The organism is Mucilaginibacter sp. P2_D11, assembly GCF_056404435.1.
On sequence record NZ_JBFUEA010000028.1, the window covers coordinates 1 to 16815 of the forward strand.

Below are 16815 nucleotides of genomic sequence, written 5' to 3' on the forward strand. Positions count from 1 at the left end.
ACGTATCTCACCTGGTTTCCCTTAATCAAAATGGACTGCAGGTTATGTTATATATGACATTGATAACCAGTATGCTGGTGTTGATCTACAAAAAAGGGAATAAACAGGGCTATAAAACTTCCAAAAGACGATTTGCTATGGAAGTCAGAGACTTGGCAATCGCTCTGATCGTTATACAATGCGGCGGTGATCCAGGCCTCTTTTTTAAAACATAAAAAATGGCCGGAATTTCTTCCGACCATTCGTGGTGACAAGCCGGCTTTTTTGTTTTTATGATTTTAAAATATCTTTAATATAAATATTTTTCTCGAGATACAATAAAGTATAATAATTGACGTTTAAGCATCAAATCCAAAAAAGCTTTGGTAGTCGCGCTTCCGTGACGATGTTCCCTCCAAATTTTCCAACAAAAAATACCAGCTTAGTATAATATTTTATACTATTGCAAGTTAATATACTACAATTTTGTTACACACGTTAGGTATTTAATGAGGCTCTCGGCAATAATTTCCCTTCTCGTGATCACGTCGCTCGAATCATCGGCACAAAATGCCTATGTAAAATTGGGCCAGCAAGCCTTTATGGATGGCAATTTCAAGACTGCCGTTGCGCAGTTAGAGAAAGCCTGCCTGGTAGATTCTACCAACGCCAATGCTTACTGGATGCTGGGCTACTCTTATTACCACAGCGAAAACTACCGCAAATCTATCGCCGCTTACACCAAAGCCATTTTTATTAACCCGGTTGATGCCACGGCCTATTACTACCGTGCGCGCGCCAAGAGCTTTTTGGGTAAGGATACCTACCTCTCACCCGATGAAAGGGAGAAGTACCTGCTGGGTGCCATATTCGATTTGACTAAGGCCATTGCTATGGACCCAACCGAGCAAACCAAAAGCTACCAAACCCGCGGCATTGCGTACCGGGAGTATGGCATATTTAAGCTGCAGGCCAATCAAAAAAACTACGATAAGGTGAGGGGCATCAACTCTTTGCGCGCCTCTGTTGCCGATTTGGAGAAAGTGCTGGGTGATAACCCCGGCCGCACAGACATATCATCGCTACTGGATATCTCTAAAGAAAAGCTGGCTTCTGCCACCGGCAAGCACTAATTAAAAACGCCCTTTATAACATAGCCGTTGTGACCCATTACTTTTATTTCCTGATTTTTTACTATTAAATAATATTCACCAGGAATATAAGTTAAAGTTTCGTCCGTATGATAGAGAATATTGTGGACGTAATTGGTAATTCGAATTTTGCTTATTTTGCCATTTCTATCTTCTATAATCTCAATTTCCCGCGTTTTTAACTCAGGGAATTTAGCCCGGAAAAAAGTATGGAAGCCATGAAAATTGGCTTTAGAATCTACATTGTAACTATCCTTCCAGGCGGGCTTGTTGATATCTGATGAAGTAAACAAATTAAATTCCTGCCCCCAGTTGGCAATCTTCAGCTTTTTGGTTTGGCTATCGCCGTTGTGGCTTACCGTTTTAGTGATGGTGGGGTTCAGCTTGGCCAACCGGGCAGAATCTGTCTTGAAAAACTCCTTCAGGTCGAAGTATTCCAGTTTGGCGCCGGTTTCCTTAATTTCCGGTTTACAGGCGAACCAGGTGCATAAAAGCAGCAGGCCGCCTGTAAAAAGGATATATTTTTGCAATGGTTTATACCAATACATTACCACTCATTTCCTCGGGGATAGGCACACCCATCATACTTAAAATGGTTGGTGCAATATCGCCCAGTTTACCATCTTTCACGGCTTTAACGTCGCTATCTATCACAATGCAGGGCACCAGGTTGGTGGTATGTGCAGTGTTTGGCGAGCCATCGTCGTTTATCATGTAATCGGCATTGCCATGGTCGGCAATAATGATGAACGAGTAACCATGTGCCAGGCCGGTTTCCACTACGGCTTTGGTACAGGCATCAGCCGTTTCGGCAGCTTTAACTACCGCGCTGAAGACACCGGTATGGCCCACCATATCGGTATTGGCAAAGTTGAGGCAAACAAAATCGGGCCATTCGGCAATCAACTCCGGGATAATTGCATCGCGGATACCTGCTGCGCTCATTTCGGGCTGCAGATCGTAGGTGGCTACCTTTGGCGATGGTACTAATAAGCGTTTCTCGTTGATGAATTCCTTTTCGCGGCCGCCGCTGAAGAAGAACGTTACGTGCGGATATTTCTCTGTTTCAGCAATGCGTATCTGGTTTTTGTTAGCGCCTTCTAAAACTTCGCCCAGTGTTTTGCTCAGGTCATCCTTACGGAAAACAACGCTTACGTTTTTAAAGGTTTCATCGTATGAAGTCATGGTTACGTACTTCACATCTAAGGGGTGCATATTGTATTCCGGGAAGGGTTTTTGCGTGAGTGCAAGCGAAATTTCGCGGCCCCTATCGGTACGGAAATTGAAGCAGATAACCACATCGCCTTCTTTTATTACGGCAACAGGTTTGCCATAGCTGTCCACATGTACAATCGGCAGTATAAACTCGTCGGTAACACCTTCGTCGTATGATTTTTGGATAGAGGCAATGATGTCCTGCGAACCTTCGCCTTCGCCGTTTACCAGCAGGTCATAAGCTTTCTTTACTCGCTCCCAGCGGTTATCGCGGTCCATAGCGTAGTACCTGCCAATGGCCGATGCCAGTTTGGCCGGGGTAGGAGCAATGTGTTGGTTCAGTTCGTCAATAAAGCCCAGGCCGGAGTTCGGGTCGGTATCGCGTCCATCTAAAAAGGCGTGGATGAATACTTTCTCTAAGCCCAATTGGGTGGTAGCATCAACCAAACCTATTACGTGCTTAATGTGGGCATGCACACCGCCATCGCTTACCAGGCCTATCAGGTGTACATCTTTATCGTTTGCTTTGGCGTAGTTAAACGCTTCCAGCAGAGTTTCATTCTGCACAAATTCGTTATCAATAACGGCTTTGTTTATGCGGCCCAGTTCCTGGTACACTACACGGCCGGCGCCCAAATTCATGTGGCCAACTTCCGAATTGCCCATTTGCCCTTCTGGAAGCCCTACGGCAAGGCCGGAGGCTTCGAGCTTTGAATTTGGGTAATTGGCTATCAGCGAATCGAAAAAAGGCGTGTTGGCAGCCAGTATAGCGTTAGATTCGTCTTCACGGCCGTAACCCCAGCCATCGAGTATAATTAAAGCAACTTTTTTATTATTTTCCACAATGCAAATATAAAAGCAACGTTTAAACATTATAATTTAAAAACAGGTTTATTTTTTTGTGCAACCTTTTTTTAGTTTATTGGTCATATCTTATGATGAAACTAAAATACCTGCCCATTTTGGTACTCCTTTACCTGGTACCAACTGTTTGTTTAGCCGGCCCCATCGATAAAATTGCCGAGCTGATAAAGCAGGGGAATGCGCACGAACTCGCCAAATATTTTGCCGCTACGGTTGATATTACCGTGGTAGATAATACCAACGTTTACAGCAAAGTACAGGCGGAAGTTATCCTGGAGAAATTCTTTAAAGAAAACAAACCCCTTGCTATAGCCGTGCTCCATCGCGTAAACTCCAGCGCCACCTATAATTACAGCGTACTGCAACTGAGTACAGATAAAGGAAAGTACCGTGTTAGCTATACCATGAAAGAGGTTGAAAAAGAAATGGTGGTGATAGAACTACGCATCGAAACCGAAAAAACCTAATTACTCGGCAATTGTTCTTACTTTTGAACTCAAAATTCGAAAGATTTGGACAAACAACTTATACACCAATTTATAGTAAACGCTTTAAGCGAGGACGTTGGCGACGGCGACCACACATCTCTTGCCACCATTGAGGCCGGCACACAAGGCAAAGCAAAACTTTTAGTAAAAGATACCGGTATTTTAGCAGGCGTAGAACTGGCCAAAGAAATATTCGAGGTGGTTGACCCCAACCTTAAAATGGAAGTTTTTCTGAACGACGGGGCCGAGGTTAAACCCAAAGATATTGCCTTTACCGTAGAAGGTGATGCCCGCAGTATCCTGACTGCCGAGCGTTTGGTGCTTAACTGCATGCAGCGCATGAGCGGCATTGCCACCAAAACCAACGAAATTGTAGACCTGCTACAGGGGACCAATACCAAAGTTTTAGATACCCGCAAAACCACCCCCGGCATGCGGTACCTGGAAAAGTGGGCCGTACGCATAGGCGGCGGCGTTAACCATCGCGTGGGCCTTTACGATATGATATTGATAAAGGATAACCATGTGGATTACTCTGGCGGGATTAGGCCGGCAATAGAGAACGCCAACCGTTACCTGCAGGAAACACGCAGGAAACTGGCTATTGAGATTGAGGTACGCAACCTCGATGAGCTGGAGCAGGTATTGCAAACCGGCGGCGTAAATCGTATTTTGCTGGATAATTTAGATTTCGACACTTTAAGGCAGGCCGTTGGCATGATAGAGGGCCGGTATATTACCGAGGCATCGGGCGGGATAACTATCGATAACATACGCGATTATGCCGATTGCGGTGTAGACTACGTATCGGTAGGTGCGCTTACCCATTCGGTAAAAAGTTTAGACCTCAGCCTGAAGGCCGTTAAATTATAAATGAATATATTGCAGTATATAACATCAATTTAATATTATTGCAGGCAGATGCTATCAATCTATTCCATTTTAGCGCTTATTCTTGCTTATTGTTTCGGTTCAATCCCTACCGCCGTATGGATTGGTCAGGCTTTCTACGATATTGATGTACGCGAATATGGCAGCGGCAACGCCGGCGCCACTAATACTTTTAGGGTTCTCGGCAAAAAGGCCGGTATCCCGGTAATGTTGCTGGATATCCTCAAGGGGTGGACGGCTACCAACCTGGCCTATATCATCGGCGTATCCACCACGGGTGCTTACCATTCTGTTGCTTTTACCAATTATTCGCTGGCCTTAGGGGTGGCGGCCGTTATGGGCCACCTGTTCCCCATATTTGCAGGCTTTAGGGGCGGTAAAGGTGTTGCTACGCTTTTTGGAATGATATTGGCTATTAACCTACAGGCATCTTTACTTTGCGTGCTTGTTTTTTTAGTGGTTTTGTTATTGACGCAGTATGTGTCGTTAGCGTCCATCTCGGCAGGTTTTATATATCCCATCGGTGTAACGTTTATTTTCCCGGTGTCTATTAAATCGGTCGTTATTTATGGGATGTGCATATTTTTGCTGATTCTGGTAACCCACCAAAAAAATATAGAGCGCTTATTGAAAGGTAAAGAGTCGAAAGTTAATTTATTCAAGAAAAAAACCGCCTAAGTACCATGAAGACATTTAAACCCCTATTAGTTGCCGCAATCGTGGCAATTACTATTTATGCATGTTCCACCGTGCCGTTAACCGGCAGGTCGCAATTATCGCTCGTGAGCGACGACCAGATAAACCCAGCCGCTGCGGCCAGCTACAAAGAACTTCTTTCAGACCCTAAGACAACCGTTGTTACCAGCGGTACCGATGCCCAGCGCGTAAAGCGTATTGGCGGTCAATTGGCAGTTGCCATAGAGCAATACTTAAATGCCAATGGCTATGCTAACCAATATAGCTTTCAATGGGAGTTTAACCTGATAAAAAGCCCGGAGATAAATGCCTGGTGTATGCCCGGCGGCAAAGTTGCCGTTTATAGCGGTTTATTGCCGGTTGCCCAGTCAGATGCCGGCCTTGCCGTTGTTATGGGCCACGAGATTGGCCACGCCATCGCACGCCACTCGGCCGAACGCATGTCGCAGCAATTGGCTTTACAGGCCGGCGGCACGGCAGTTGGTGCAGCTACAGGTAACAAATCTGCCGCTACGCAGGCTGTTATTGGCCAGTTATATGGCGTTGGCGGGCAGTTAGCCATGTTGAAATACTCGAGGGCGCAGGAGTCTGAGGCCGATCGTTTAGGTTTAACATTTATGGCGATGGCCGGATACGATCCGCGCCAGGCTGTTGCTTTTTGGCAACGTATGGCGGCCCAAAACAAGGGCGGCACTCCGCCTGAGTTTTTGAGCACGCACCCCTCAGACGCTACGCGTATTGCTAACCTGCAAAAGCTGATACCAGAGGCGCTGAAGTATTATAAAGGAAAATAAACCTTACTGGTCAATTCAACCACGGGGCACAAAGATTTACACAACGGGCACAAAGAAAAAACTTTGTGCCCTTTGCGTTTTTTACCTTTGTGTTCTTTGTGGTAAAATAACAAACTATGTCTAAACGCCGCTTCCTTACTGCCCAATGGAAAAACCTGGTAATGCTCAATTACGAGGTAGACCCCGAGATACTGAAACCCTATTTACCCGCCGCCACAGAGATCGACTTGTGGGACGGCAAGGCATTGGCGAGCATGGTAGGTTTCCTGTTTAAAGAAACCCGGGTACTAGGTATCAAATGGCCCTTCCACGCAAATTTTGAAGAAGTAAACCTGCGTTTTTACGTGCGCCACTTTGATGGGCAGGAGTGGAAGCGCGGCGCGGTTTTCGTGAGCGAGATCGTACCAAAACCGGCAATCGTTCTTATCGCCAATAATCTTTATAAAGAGCATTACCGCGCCTTGCCGATGCGTCACAGCATCACCAAGGAAGGTGCTAACCATACCCAATTTTTATATGAATGGAAACTGAACGGCCGCTGGAACAGCTTAGGGGCAACAGTGCGCAACTCGCTGGTGAAAATCGAACCCGGCAGCGCCGAGGACTTTATTTTTGAGCACTACTGGGGCTATAACCGGCTAACTGACTATAAAACAATGCAATACCAGGTAGAGCACATTGCCTGGCAGGTAGCAGAAGTAAAGGATTATGTATTTGAAGCCGACATTGCAGAACTGTACGGCGAGGCATTTGTGCCTTATCTATCGGTAAAACCGTTATCGGCCTTTTGGGCTAATGGTTCGGATATAGCGGTTAGGATAGGGGATAAGTTGGTGCTTGACCCAGTACTTCCAGGATAGCTTTTGCTTTTAGCAGGCACTCTTCATATTCCTTTTCGGCATCGGCGTGATAGGTGATAGCCCCGCCAACATGGAACGACAGGTACTTCTCTGCGGAATTATATAACAGCGTACGTATCACCACATTGAAATCGAAATCATCATCGGGAGCAAAGTAGCCTATAGAGCCCGAATATACGCCGCGCTTGCTGCGTTCGTATCGCTCCATCAGTTGCATCGCGCTTATTTTAGGTGCGCCTGTCATGCTGCCCATTGGGAAGGTGTTCATAACGGCTTGTACGGCGCTTACATCGTTGCGTAGCTCGCACACCACCGTTGATACCATTTGATGCACCTGCTTAAAGCTATGGATGCCGAACAACTCTTCAGCCATTACCGTGCCCGGTTTGGCCGAATGGGTAAGGTCGTTACGTACCAGGTCTACTATCATTACGTTCTCCTGCAATTCTTTGGGGGTGTTACGGAGTTCTTGTTTGATGCTTTGGTCTATGGATTTGTCCTCATCGCGCCTGGCAGTGCCTTTTATGGGCTGGGAAATCAACTTACTGCCACGTTTAGCTAAAAAACGCTCGGGCGATGCGCAGATGATACAGTTCCCCTTCCATTTAAAAAAGGTAGAGAAGGGGGTTGGCGACAAACTATTTAATTGATTGAAGATAGCAAACGGCTCTATTACAGCATCTTCCGAATAAAACTCCTGGCAGAAGTTGGTTACATAGATATCGCCGCGAACAATGTGTGCTTTTATTTTTTCGACGACATCAACGTATTCTGCCTTGCTGAAACGGGCCCGGACGTTTACAGAAGGAGCGCTGTCACGATGGGAGAGTTCGAATCTCTCCACCTTTTCAAGAATTCCAGCTTCATCCTCCCCAACTATCTCAACTGCATTCTTGTTGATGGTGATCACAACTTCCGGAGCAAAGAAGTACAGGTCGGGAAATTGTAGCCCGTCGGGGTTGTTCGAGGCTAGATCTTCTATTTCGTTCTTTAAATCATAACCAAAAAAACCAGTTATAAAACCGGAGTTTTTCCTGCGAAAATCTTCAATTTTCTTAAAAGATTCGCCGCTGTTCGATGTTATTTCATCTTTTGCGCCAATGGCTATCAGCGTATCAAATTTACCGTAAGGGTCGGCGTAGTTATTGCTGTCGAGGTAGCATACCGTATCAAAGGTGGCCGCCCAGGCGAGCGCTTTTTGTTTGAATAACTGTACATCGGTCGACTCGAATATCACAGGGCAAAGTTAAATAACAGGAAAATAAAAAAGGCCCTTGTTGGAGCCTTTAAAAGTTGGTAAAGGTTTCCGGTGAGGACACCGGAAACGAGAGAAAGATTTTAGTGCAACACCAGCGTCTGCTTCCTATCCGGCCCTACAGATAACCATTTTACAGGCACGCCCAGTTCCGCTTCCAGGTAGTCGATATAGTTTTGCAGTTTCTCAGGTATCTCGTTCAGTTCGGTAATGCCGGTTAGGTCTTCGTTCCAGCCGTCGATTTCTTTTAGAACCGGGTGTGCATCAACCGAGCAGATGTCGTAAGGCATGTAATCAATCTGTTCGCCCAGGTAATTGTAGTGCGTGCAGGCATATATCTTATCGAAACCGCTCAACACATCGGCTTTAGTCATTACCAGCTGGGTAACGCCGTTCAGCATAATGGCATATTTCAGGGCAGGCAGGTCTATCCAGCCGGTGCGGCGGGGGCGGCCAGTGGTTGCGCCAAATTCGTGGCCTATGCGGCGCAGTTCTTCGCCTGTTTCGTCGTTCAGTTCGGTAGGGAAGGGGCCGCCGCCTACGCGGGTACAATACGCTTTAAAAATGCCTATTACGTCGCCTATCTGGCTTGGGGCAATGCCTAAACCGGTACAAGCGCCGGCAGCAGTCGTGTTTGAAGAGGTTACGAAAGGGTACGAGCCGAAGTCGATATCCAGCATAGCGCCTTGTGCGCCTTCTGCCAGTACTTTTTTGCCATCTTTAATGTAGCCGTTCACCAAATGCTCGCTATCAACCAGCGGGAATTGTTTGATGAAATCAATCGCCTCGAAAAACAAAGCTTCGCGCTCGCTGAAATCAGCCACTTCGCCATACATGGCCTGCAGCATCGAAGTATGTTTATCAACCAGTTTTTGGTAACGCTCTTTAAAATCGGGCAGGGTGATATCGCCAATGCGTAAACCATTGCGGCCTGTTTTATCCATGTAAGTTGGGCCGATACCTTTCAGGGTTGAACCAATTTTGCCATCGCCCATCTTTTTTTCAGAAGCAGCATCAAGCAATTGGTGGGTAGGTAATATCAGGTGCGCCTTTTTGGCTATCATCAGGTTCTTTTTGGCCAGCAAATCATGACCTGCATCCCTTAATTTATCCAGCTCTTTTTTAAGCGTGATAGGGTCGATAACAACGCCATTACCAATCAGGTTCATGGTGTTATCGAAAAATATACCCGAAGGGATGGTGTTCAGCACAAATTTTTTGCCTTCAAACTCTAAGGTGTGGCCGGCATTTGGCCCGCCCTGGAAACGGGCTATCAGGTCGTAACCTGCGCTCAGTACATCAACAATTTTGCCTTTACCTTCGTCGCCCCACTGGAGGCCTAATAATACGTCAACAGCCATTAATTAATATCTTTTCGTAATAAGTCTTAAAATGATTTCTTGGGATAGGGGTTACTGTACTCTCCTGTCGCAGGAACCCGCGCGGAGTTTGGCGCAGTTACCATAGAGGTTTAGTGAGTGGTGCTTTATCTCGAACTTGAGGATGTCGCCCATCATGCTTTGTATCTGCTGGATGCGTGGGTCGCAAAACTCTACCACTTTGCCGCAGTCGATACAGATGATGTGGTCGTGCTGCTTATAGCCGTACGATTTCTCGAACTGGGCCATGTTTTTGCCGAACTGGTGTTTGGTAACCAGGTCGCAGGATACTAAAAGTTCCAGTGTGTTATATACCGTGGCGCGGCTTACGCGGTATTTTTTATTCTTCATGTGGATGTATAAACTCTCCACGTCGAAATGGTCGCTGCGGGAGTATATCTCCTCCAGTATGGCAAAGCGCTCGGGGGTTTTCCGGAGGCTTTTGTTTTCGAGGTAAGCCTCAAAAATCTTCTTTACCAACGCTATGGTTTCCTGTACAGGCATAATGTTAAATTAACCCTCCAAAGGTATTAATATTTTATAAAAGAGAAGCAAGAGTTAAGAATCAAGAGGCAAGATAAAATATTAACAAGTTTATCTCTTGTCTCTTAACTAATAGTTCTTGATTCTTACCTCTTGGTTCTTGATTCTCATTTCTTGCCTCTATCCTTTACGATGCCTTCTCTGCCGTCACCGAATCGAACCTTTCTACCGAGGTAATACCCTTTATCTGCAGTATTTTTTTAGTAAGGTTATTCAGATGTTCGGTATCATTTACATAAATCATTATCGAACCTTCGAATATACCATCGTCGCTATCTACGGTGATGGAGCGGATGTTTACCTTAAAATCGTTGGATATTACGGTAGTGAGCTTGTTTATCAGCCCCACCTCGTCGATACCTCGGATGCGCAAACCGGTAAGGAAAGCCAGCTCCAGTTGTTTGGTCCATTTGGCTTTTACAATACGGTAGCCGTAATTGGCCATTAGTTTCGCTGCGTTGGGGCAGTTGGTGCGGTGTATCTTGATGCCATCGCTTACGGTAACAAAGCCGAACACGTCGTCGCCGGGGATGGGGTTGCAGCAGTTGCTCAGTTTGTAATCAATCTTTTGCAGGTCTTCGCCAAAAAGCAGCACATCGCTATCTTTGGTTTTGATGTTGCGCACCAGGGAGGCCAGCTGTTCGTGCTCTATTTTGTCCTGCGGCTTGTTCTCAATCACCTTTTCCGATGCCTGGTACTCCTTCAGGTCCTTCATATCCAGCAGGCCCTTGGCTACATTGTAAAACAGGTCCTGCACGGAGGGGAGCTTAAAGTAGTAGCTCAGCTTTTGGATGTTTTCGGAGTTATAGGTAATCTTAAGCGATTTCAGCTTACGCTCCAATATCTCCTTGCCATCTTCGGCCACTTTGCGTTTCTCTTCTTTTAAGGCCGATTTTATTTTGGCTTTGGCCTTTGCCGTTACCACAAAACTTAGCCAATCCTCCTTAGGCGTTTGCTTGCTGGAGGTGATGATTTCTACCTGATCGCCGTTTTGCAGTTTATAGCTAAGCGGTACCAGTTTGTGGTTCACTTTTGCGCCTATACAGGTAGCGCCTACATCGGTATGTATCTCGAAGGCAAAATCCAGGGCAGTGGCACTTAAGGGCAGCTGTATCAGCGCGCCTTTTGGGGTAAAGATGAATATCTCATCGCTGAAGAGGTTCATCTTAAAGTCGTCCAGGAAATCCAAAGCATTCGAATCGGGATTCTTCAGCATATCGCGTACCTTTTGCACCCATTGGTCAAGCCCGCTATCTGAGGATGATTCCTTATACTTCCAATGCGCCGCGAAGCCTTTTTCAGCAATTTCGTTCATCCGTTTGGTGCGTATCTGCACTTCTACCCATTGCCCGCGGGGGCCCATTACGGTGGTGTGCAAGCTCTCGTAGCCGTTGGCTTTGGGCGATGATATCCAGTCGCGCAGCCTGTCGGGGTTGGGGCGGTAAAGGTCGGTGATGATGGAGTACGCTTTCCAGCAATCGGCTTTTTCGTTCTCGGGCGTGCTATCCAGAATAATACGGATGGCGAAAAGATCGTACACCTCTTCAAAGGGTATCGATTTCTTCTTCATCTTATTCCATATAGAATGGATCGATTTCGGCCTGCCGAAAACATCGGCGTTCAGGTCCTGATCGCTCACCACTTTTTTCACCGGCTCTATAAAATCGCGGATGAATTTTTCACGTTCGGCCTTTTTCTCGTTCAGTTTAGCTTTGATGAACGAGTACATATCGCGCTCCATATATTTCATGGAGAGGTCTTCCAACTCTGACTTTATGGCATATAAGCCCAAGCGGTGTGCCAGCGGGGCATACAGGTAAACGGTTTCTGAGGAGAGTTTAAGCTGCTTATCGCGCGGCATAAACTCCATGGTGCGCATATTATGCAGCCTATCGGCCAGTTTTATCAATATCACCCGCACATCATCGGCGAGGGTGAGCAGCATCTTGCGGAAATTCTCGGCCTGCAACGAGCTGTTGGTATCAAATACGCCCGATATTTTGGTGAGTCCATCTATTATTTTGGCAACTTTTTTGCCAAATTCCATCTCAATATCTTCCAGCGTCACATCGGTATCTTCCACTACATCGTGCAGCAAAGCGCAAACGATGGATGTGGTACCCAAACCTATCTCTTCGGCCGCAATTTGGGCAACGGCAATAGGGTGGTATATATAGGGTTCGCCGCTTTTACGGCGCATATCTTTATGGCTCTCCAACGCCATATCGAACGCCTTGCGTATCATGCGTTTATCGCCCTTTTGCAGGGTAGATTTGCTTGCACGCAGCAGGGCACGGTAGCGTTTTAGTATTTCCGTTTTCTCGGCTTCCAGGTCAATCACTAAATCTTTCATGTATAGGCTAATATGCTACATATTATCATCAACTTGCAACAATAATTATTATTGCAGGTAGTTATAAAATAACCGGATTAAATGCGTTAATTTTGTGTTCAAGTAAATATATGAAAATTATTGCTTTTCTGCTTGTATTATGTTGCGTTTGCGGCGGCTTGAAGGCACAGGATAAACCTGCGCCTCCTGTTATCCTTGGCAAAAATGATACCATCAAAACTTTGGCAACGAAGGTTGATGGGGAAATCATTCCATGGATAGTTACGCCAGAAGTGCGGATTGTAGATACCCGCATTTTTGCCAGCGCGCAGGATAGAGCGAATTTTTTCCGTTTGCGTTACAACGTGCTGAAGGTATTGCCTTACGCGCAGTTTGCCGGCAAGCGCTACCGTCAGTTGCAGCGCGACCTTGCTATGACTGCCGATAGGAACAAGCAAAAGAAACTAATGAAAGATTGCGCGGACGAGATTAAGGGCATCTTCAACAAAGAAATAAAAGATCTTACCATAAACCAGGGCGAAGTACTCATCAAACTCATTAACCGCGAAACGGGCAACACCAGTTTTGCCATGGTTAAAGAGCTAAAGGGCGGCTTCAACGCCTTCGTAATCCAATCGGTAGCCAAAATCTTCGGGCACGACCTGAAAGAGACCTACGACAGGGATGAGCAGCGCGATATCGAAGCGATATTGACAGCTGCCCACTACAACCCTAACTATAATTAATGGACAGCAAAAATATTTACGGGTTTAACGTTAACGCGTTAGATGGCGAACCTATCAGCCTTGCCGACTATAAAGGCAAAGTGCTGCTCATTGTAAACACGGCATCCGAGTGCGGTTTTACCCCGCAGTTGAAAGACCTTGTGGCTCTTAAAGCAGAATATGCCGCGCAGGGGTTTGAGATACTGGCATTTCCCTCTAACGATTTTGGCGGGCAGGAACCGTTAGAAGGGCAGGCGATAGCCACCTTCTGCAGCAATTACGGCAATAATTTCCCCGTGTTTGATAAGATACGCGTGCGTGGCCCCTATGCCGACCCGCTTTATAAGTTTTTAAGCGAGAAGAAAGAGAACGGCGTGCTCAGTTCCGCCCCACGCTGGAATTTCCACAAATATTTAATCAACCGCGATGGCGTGCTGGTTGATTATTTTTACCCGTTTACCAAGCCAACATCTTCCAAAATCAGGAAAAAGGTACAGCGTTTGCTTACGCCTGATAAATAATTACCATACATCATATGTTGAAGTTAGATATATTAGTTTTGCCGGTACACCCCGATGATGCGGAGCTTGGCTGCGCAGGTGTAATTTTAAAGCACATTGCTTTGGGGCATAAAGTTGGCATTGCCGATTTGACCCGTGGTGAACTAGGTACCCGGGGTACCGCTGAGATACGCGATAAAGAAGCCGCAAAAGCAGCCGAAATATTGGGCTTAACCGTGCGCGAAAACCTGGAACTGCCTGATGGCTTTTTTGAGAACACCAAAGAGTACCAGCTGAAAGTGATAGCCGCTATACGCAAGTATCAGCCCGATATCGTTATCACGAATGCCTATCATGATCGCCATCCGGACCATGGCCGGGCTAATGAATTAGTAGAGGCAGCGAGCTTTTTATCGGGCCTGCGCCGGATAGAAACGCTCGACGCCGACGGCAACCAACAGGAAGCCTGGCGGCCAAAGCAAGTGCTGCATTTTATACAAGATAGATATATTAAACCGGATATACTGGTTGACGTTACCGAATATTGGGATAAGAAGATAGAGAGTGTTTACGCCTATGCATCTCAGTTTCACAACCCGGATTATAACGAGGACGAGCCGCAGACGTACATATCTTCGCCCGATTTTATAGAACAGATAAATGGCCGCGGCCGCGAATATGGCAAAAGCATCAACGTAAAATATGCCGAAGGTTTTACATCGAGGAAGATATTGGGTGTGGATGATTTGTTGGAGTTGAGGTAGGATTAGAGTCAAGAATCAAGAGCAAAGAATCAAGATAAAGCCGCTTTTTCCCACCACGTCATTGCGAGGAACGAAGCAATCTCTACGCAGGACAATCCACCACGCAAGTCGCTTTGCGTATCGGGAGATTGCTTCGTGCCTTATAATGACGGCGTTGTAAAAAATGAACTTTAAACAACAAAGCCGCTCATTTGAGCGGCTTTGTTGTTTAAACCCCTACGTATTCGAAGCGGTTGTTTTTTTCGCTGCGCTCCCTGCGCAGCTTGTTTTCTTTGGCAAGCTTCAGCAGGATGCCTGATAATTCCGAAGTCTTGAAATCCGAATCGAATTTGTCTTTGCAATACTCTGCTATTGACGATATGGAGTGCGGCGTACGGAAAAAATCGCTCGATAGCAATTGGTTCAATACTTTGGTAGCCCCCGGCTTTTTACGCCTTTGTAAGTTCAGGATTTGCTCGTCATCATTTTCTACGTTGGCTTTACGCGCCCGTCTATTGAAAATTTCAGATCCTTCCGTTTCCCCCCGCTCCGTTTCCATAATCTCGTCTAACAGCCTGTCTACAACTCTAACTTGCACGGCCTCAGACTGGAAAGAATTAACAACCTCAGCAATCTCCACTAGTTGTTTTTTTAATTTTTCAATTTGCCTGTTCATCCTAAATAGTAACCCTTTTTTTATATTATATAAGTTGATGTATTACAATACGTTAACTAAATGCGATATGTTACAACAATGCATTATATAATAGTTAATAATATATACAATAACGTTAAACCGCGATTATAGTACATTCTTAACGAAAAAAGCACCGATTTTGTTAAAAAACCGGTGCACGTAGCTATATTATTACAATTATATTATAGTGTGGGCAATATTTTTTGGATGTTGAATAAGCCCTCGTCTATATGCTCTTTTTCGATGATGAGTGCCGGGCGGAAACGGATAGTGCGCTCGCCACAACCCAGGTACATAATGTTGTCTTCCAGTCCTTTATCAATAAAACTATTACGTGTAGCGGTATCGGGGAAGTCGAAAGCGGTCAATAATCCCTTGCCGCGCACGTTGGTAATCAGTCCGCTTTTTGCTGAAATATCATGTAAGCCGTTTTGCAGATAGGCACCTGTTTCGGCAGCTTTTTCGCAAAGTTTATCCTGTTCTATAATTTCCATAATTTTAGCCGAGCGCACCATATCTACCAAACTGCCGCCCCAGGTGGAGTTGATGCGCGATGATACTTTAAATACGTTGCCCTCCACTTCATCTACCCGATTACTTACCAAAATACCACAAACCTGCATTTTTTTACCAAAGGCAACGATATCCGGCCTGGCGTTTTCGCCGAAATGCTGGTGCAGCCAAAATTTGCCGCTGAGGCCTACGCCGGTTTGCACTTCATCGTATATCAGCATGGCTTCGTACTCATCGGCCAGTTGCCTCAATTGCTCCAAAAATTCCCGGCGCACGTGTTTATCACCCCCTTCCGACAGGATGGGTTCGATGATGATGGCACAGATATCATCCGGGTTGTTGGCGAATGCAGTGCGTATTTCCGCTATAGATTTGGCTTCGCGAAGCGCAAGATCGACAATATTGTTCTCGTTCAGGGGGAAGTGTATCTCCGGCAACGAAACCCGTGGCCAATCGAACTTGGCGAACCATTTGGTTTTTACCGGTTGCGTGTTAGTTAAACTTAAGGTATAGCCCGAACGGCCGTGGAACGCGTTCTCGAAATGTAGCACTTTGTGGCCTTTTTCCTGTGTGTGGCCCTTGGCGAAGTTCTTCTGCACTTTCCAGTCCATAGCCACTTTTAAAGCGTTCTCTATGGCTAAGCTACCGCCGGCAATAAAGAAGGCGTGGGGCAAATAATCGGGTATGCCCACCCGGCCGAAGGTATCTACGAAATGCGCGTATTGTTCGGTATAAATATCGGAGTTGGAGGGGTTGGTTAATGCCGCCAGCATCAGATCTTTTTTAAAGGACTCGTCGGCCAGCATTTTGGGGTGGTTATAACCTAAAGGCACAGATGCGAAGCAGGTAAAAAAATCCAGCAGGGTGCGGTTGTTTTTGGCATCGTAAATATGGACACCCTGGCTTTTCTCCATATCAAAAGTAAGGTCGAAACCATCGGCCAGGATATGTTTGCTAAGGGTGGCCTGTACGTTCTGCGGCGTGATCTGTGTAGTTGGCATAAGCATAATTGATTTTAACAAATCTAACAAAAAGGCCTCAAAAACAATAATTTAAAGGTTTTTGAACCGTTTGGCCAAAAAGTAACTTTAAATTAACTAAACCTAGTTTTTGAACCGAAGTGGGTTTTGGTATGATGGGTCACGAGGCTTCGGGATGCAGATTTCAGATGTGCAGATGCGGGAAAACGC

Annotated in this window: 17 protein-coding genes and 1 pseudogene; 10 read left to right on the forward strand and 8 right to left on the reverse strand. The window is 46.0% G+C overall.

Translation table 11 applies throughout. The features are described 5' to 3' along the window. Positions 1 to 215 (forward strand): annotated as a pseudogene (locus AC1DXC_RS26105) (IS4 family transposase); the annotation flags it as partial. A 303-nt stretch (positions 216 to 518) separates the two neighbouring features. Next, the gene (locus AC1DXC_RS26110; RefSeq protein WP_477462120.1) at positions 519 to 1112 is read left to right on the forward strand and encodes a tetratricopeptide repeat protein; all 594 of its coding nucleotides are present in this window, start codon (positions 519 to 521) and stop codon (positions 1110 to 1112) included. On the opposite strand, the gene AC1DXC_RS26115 is transcribed toward AC1DXC_RS26110, so the two are convergent. Next, entirely contained in the window at positions 1109 to 1660 is a 552-nt protein-coding gene (locus AC1DXC_RS26115) for a hypothetical protein (protein WP_477462121.1), read from the reverse strand. The genes AC1DXC_RS26110 and AC1DXC_RS26115 overlap by 4 nt on opposite strands. Before the next feature lie 4 nt (positions 1661 to 1664). After that, a complete protein-coding gene (gene gpmI / locus AC1DXC_RS26120) occupies positions 1665 to 3218 on the reverse strand; it encodes a 2,3-bisphosphoglycerate-independent phosphoglycerate mutase (RefSeq protein WP_477462122.1) in 1554 nt (517 codons plus the stop codon). Between the two features lie 62 nt (positions 3219 to 3280). On the opposite strand from gpmI, the gene AC1DXC_RS26125 reads away from it, so the two are divergent. The 5 genes from AC1DXC_RS26125 to AC1DXC_RS26145 all read left to right on the forward strand — a co-directional run bounded on the left by AC1DXC_RS26125 (position 3281) and on the right by AC1DXC_RS26145 (position 6938). Continuing rightward, the gene (locus AC1DXC_RS26125; protein ID WP_477462123.1) at positions 3281 to 3676 is read left to right on the forward strand and encodes a DUF4783 domain-containing protein; all 396 of its coding nucleotides are present in this window, start codon (positions 3281 to 3283) and stop codon (positions 3674 to 3676) included. 45 nt (positions 3677 to 3721) lie between these two features. Further along, positions 3722 to 4570 (forward strand): carboxylating nicotinate-nucleotide diphosphorylase, encoded by an 849-nt coding sequence (gene nadC / locus AC1DXC_RS26130; RefSeq protein WP_477462124.1) that lies wholly within the window; start codon positions 3722 to 3724, stop codon positions 4568 to 4570. Positions 4571 to 4618: 48 nt separating this feature from the next. Continuing rightward, the gene (gene plsY, locus AC1DXC_RS26135) at positions 4619 to 5266 is read left to right on the forward strand and encodes a glycerol-3-phosphate 1-O-acyltransferase PlsY (RefSeq protein WP_477462125.1); all 648 of its coding nucleotides are present in this window, start codon (positions 4619 to 4621) and stop codon (positions 5264 to 5266) included. A 5-nt stretch (positions 5267 to 5271) separates the two neighbouring features. Beyond that, entirely contained in the window at positions 5272 to 6078 is an 807-nt protein-coding gene (locus tag AC1DXC_RS26140; protein WP_477462126.1) for a M48 family metallopeptidase, read from the forward strand. A gap of 116 nt (positions 6079 to 6194) precedes the next feature. Beyond that, positions 6195 to 6938 (forward strand): YqjF family protein, encoded by a 744-nt coding sequence (locus AC1DXC_RS26145; protein WP_477462127.1) that lies wholly within the window; start codon positions 6195 to 6197, stop codon positions 6936 to 6938. Here AC1DXC_RS26145 and AC1DXC_RS26150 read toward each other — a convergent pair. The 4 genes from AC1DXC_RS26150 to AC1DXC_RS26165 all read right to left on the reverse strand — a co-directional run bounded on the left by AC1DXC_RS26150 (position 6892) and on the right by AC1DXC_RS26165 (position 12468). Continuing rightward, a complete protein-coding gene (locus AC1DXC_RS26150; RefSeq protein ID WP_477462128.1) occupies positions 6892 to 8175 on the reverse strand; it encodes an anthranilate synthase component I family protein in 1284 nt (427 codons plus the stop codon). The genes AC1DXC_RS26145 and AC1DXC_RS26150 overlap by 47 nt on opposite strands. Before the next feature lie 101 nt (positions 8176 to 8276). After that, on the reverse strand, positions 8277 to 9554 hold the full coding sequence (locus AC1DXC_RS26155) for an adenylosuccinate synthase (RefSeq protein WP_477462129.1): 1278 nt from the start codon (positions 9552 to 9554) through the stop codon (positions 8277 to 8279). Positions 9555 to 9605: 51 nt separating this feature from the next. Then, positions 9606 to 10076 (reverse strand): Fur family transcriptional regulator, encoded by a 471-nt coding sequence (locus AC1DXC_RS26160; protein WP_477462130.1) that lies wholly within the window; start codon positions 10074 to 10076, stop codon positions 9606 to 9608. 166 nt (positions 10077 to 10242) lie between these two features. Then, positions 10243 to 12468 carry a RelA/SpoT family protein gene (locus tag AC1DXC_RS26165; protein ID WP_477462131.1) on the reverse strand — a complete coding sequence of 742 codons (2226 nt, stop codon included), beginning with the start codon at positions 12466 to 12468 and terminating at the stop codon, positions 10243 to 10245. A 110-nt stretch (positions 12469 to 12578) separates the two neighbouring features. Here AC1DXC_RS26165 and AC1DXC_RS26170 point away from each other — a divergent pair, with 110 nt between their 5' ends. Genes AC1DXC_RS26170 through bshB1 form a run of 3 tightly spaced genes read left to right on the forward strand, consistent with a single transcriptional unit; the run spans position 12579 to position 14436 of the window. After that, positions 12579 to 13193 carry a DUF4294 domain-containing protein gene (locus AC1DXC_RS26170; RefSeq protein ID WP_477462132.1) on the forward strand — a complete coding sequence of 205 codons (615 nt, stop codon included), beginning with the start codon at positions 12579 to 12581 and terminating at the stop codon, positions 13191 to 13193. Beyond that, positions 13193 to 13693, forward strand: coding sequence for a glutathione peroxidase (locus AC1DXC_RS26175; RefSeq protein WP_477462133.1), 501 nt, complete (start codon positions 13193 to 13195; stop codon positions 13691 to 13693). The genes AC1DXC_RS26170 and AC1DXC_RS26175 overlap by 1 nt, the downstream gene beginning before the upstream one ends. Positions 13694 to 13710: 17 nt before the next feature. After that, complete coding sequence (bshB1, locus tag AC1DXC_RS26180; protein ID WP_477462155.1) at positions 13711 to 14436, forward strand: bacillithiol biosynthesis deacetylase BshB1; 726 nt, start codon at positions 13711 to 13713, stop codon at positions 14434 to 14436. Positions 14437 to 14644: 208 nt separating this feature from the next. On the opposite strand, the gene AC1DXC_RS26185 is transcribed toward bshB1, so the two are convergent. Further along, complete coding sequence (locus AC1DXC_RS26185; protein ID WP_477462134.1) at positions 14645 to 15091, reverse strand: hypothetical protein; 447 nt, start codon at positions 15089 to 15091, stop codon at positions 14645 to 14647. Between the two features lie 203 nt (positions 15092 to 15294). After that, on the reverse strand, positions 15295 to 16626 hold the full coding sequence (gene lat, locus AC1DXC_RS26190) for an L-lysine 6-transaminase (protein WP_477462135.1): 1332 nt from the start codon (positions 16624 to 16626) through the stop codon (positions 15295 to 15297). Positions 16627 to 16815 lie beyond the last annotated feature (189 nt).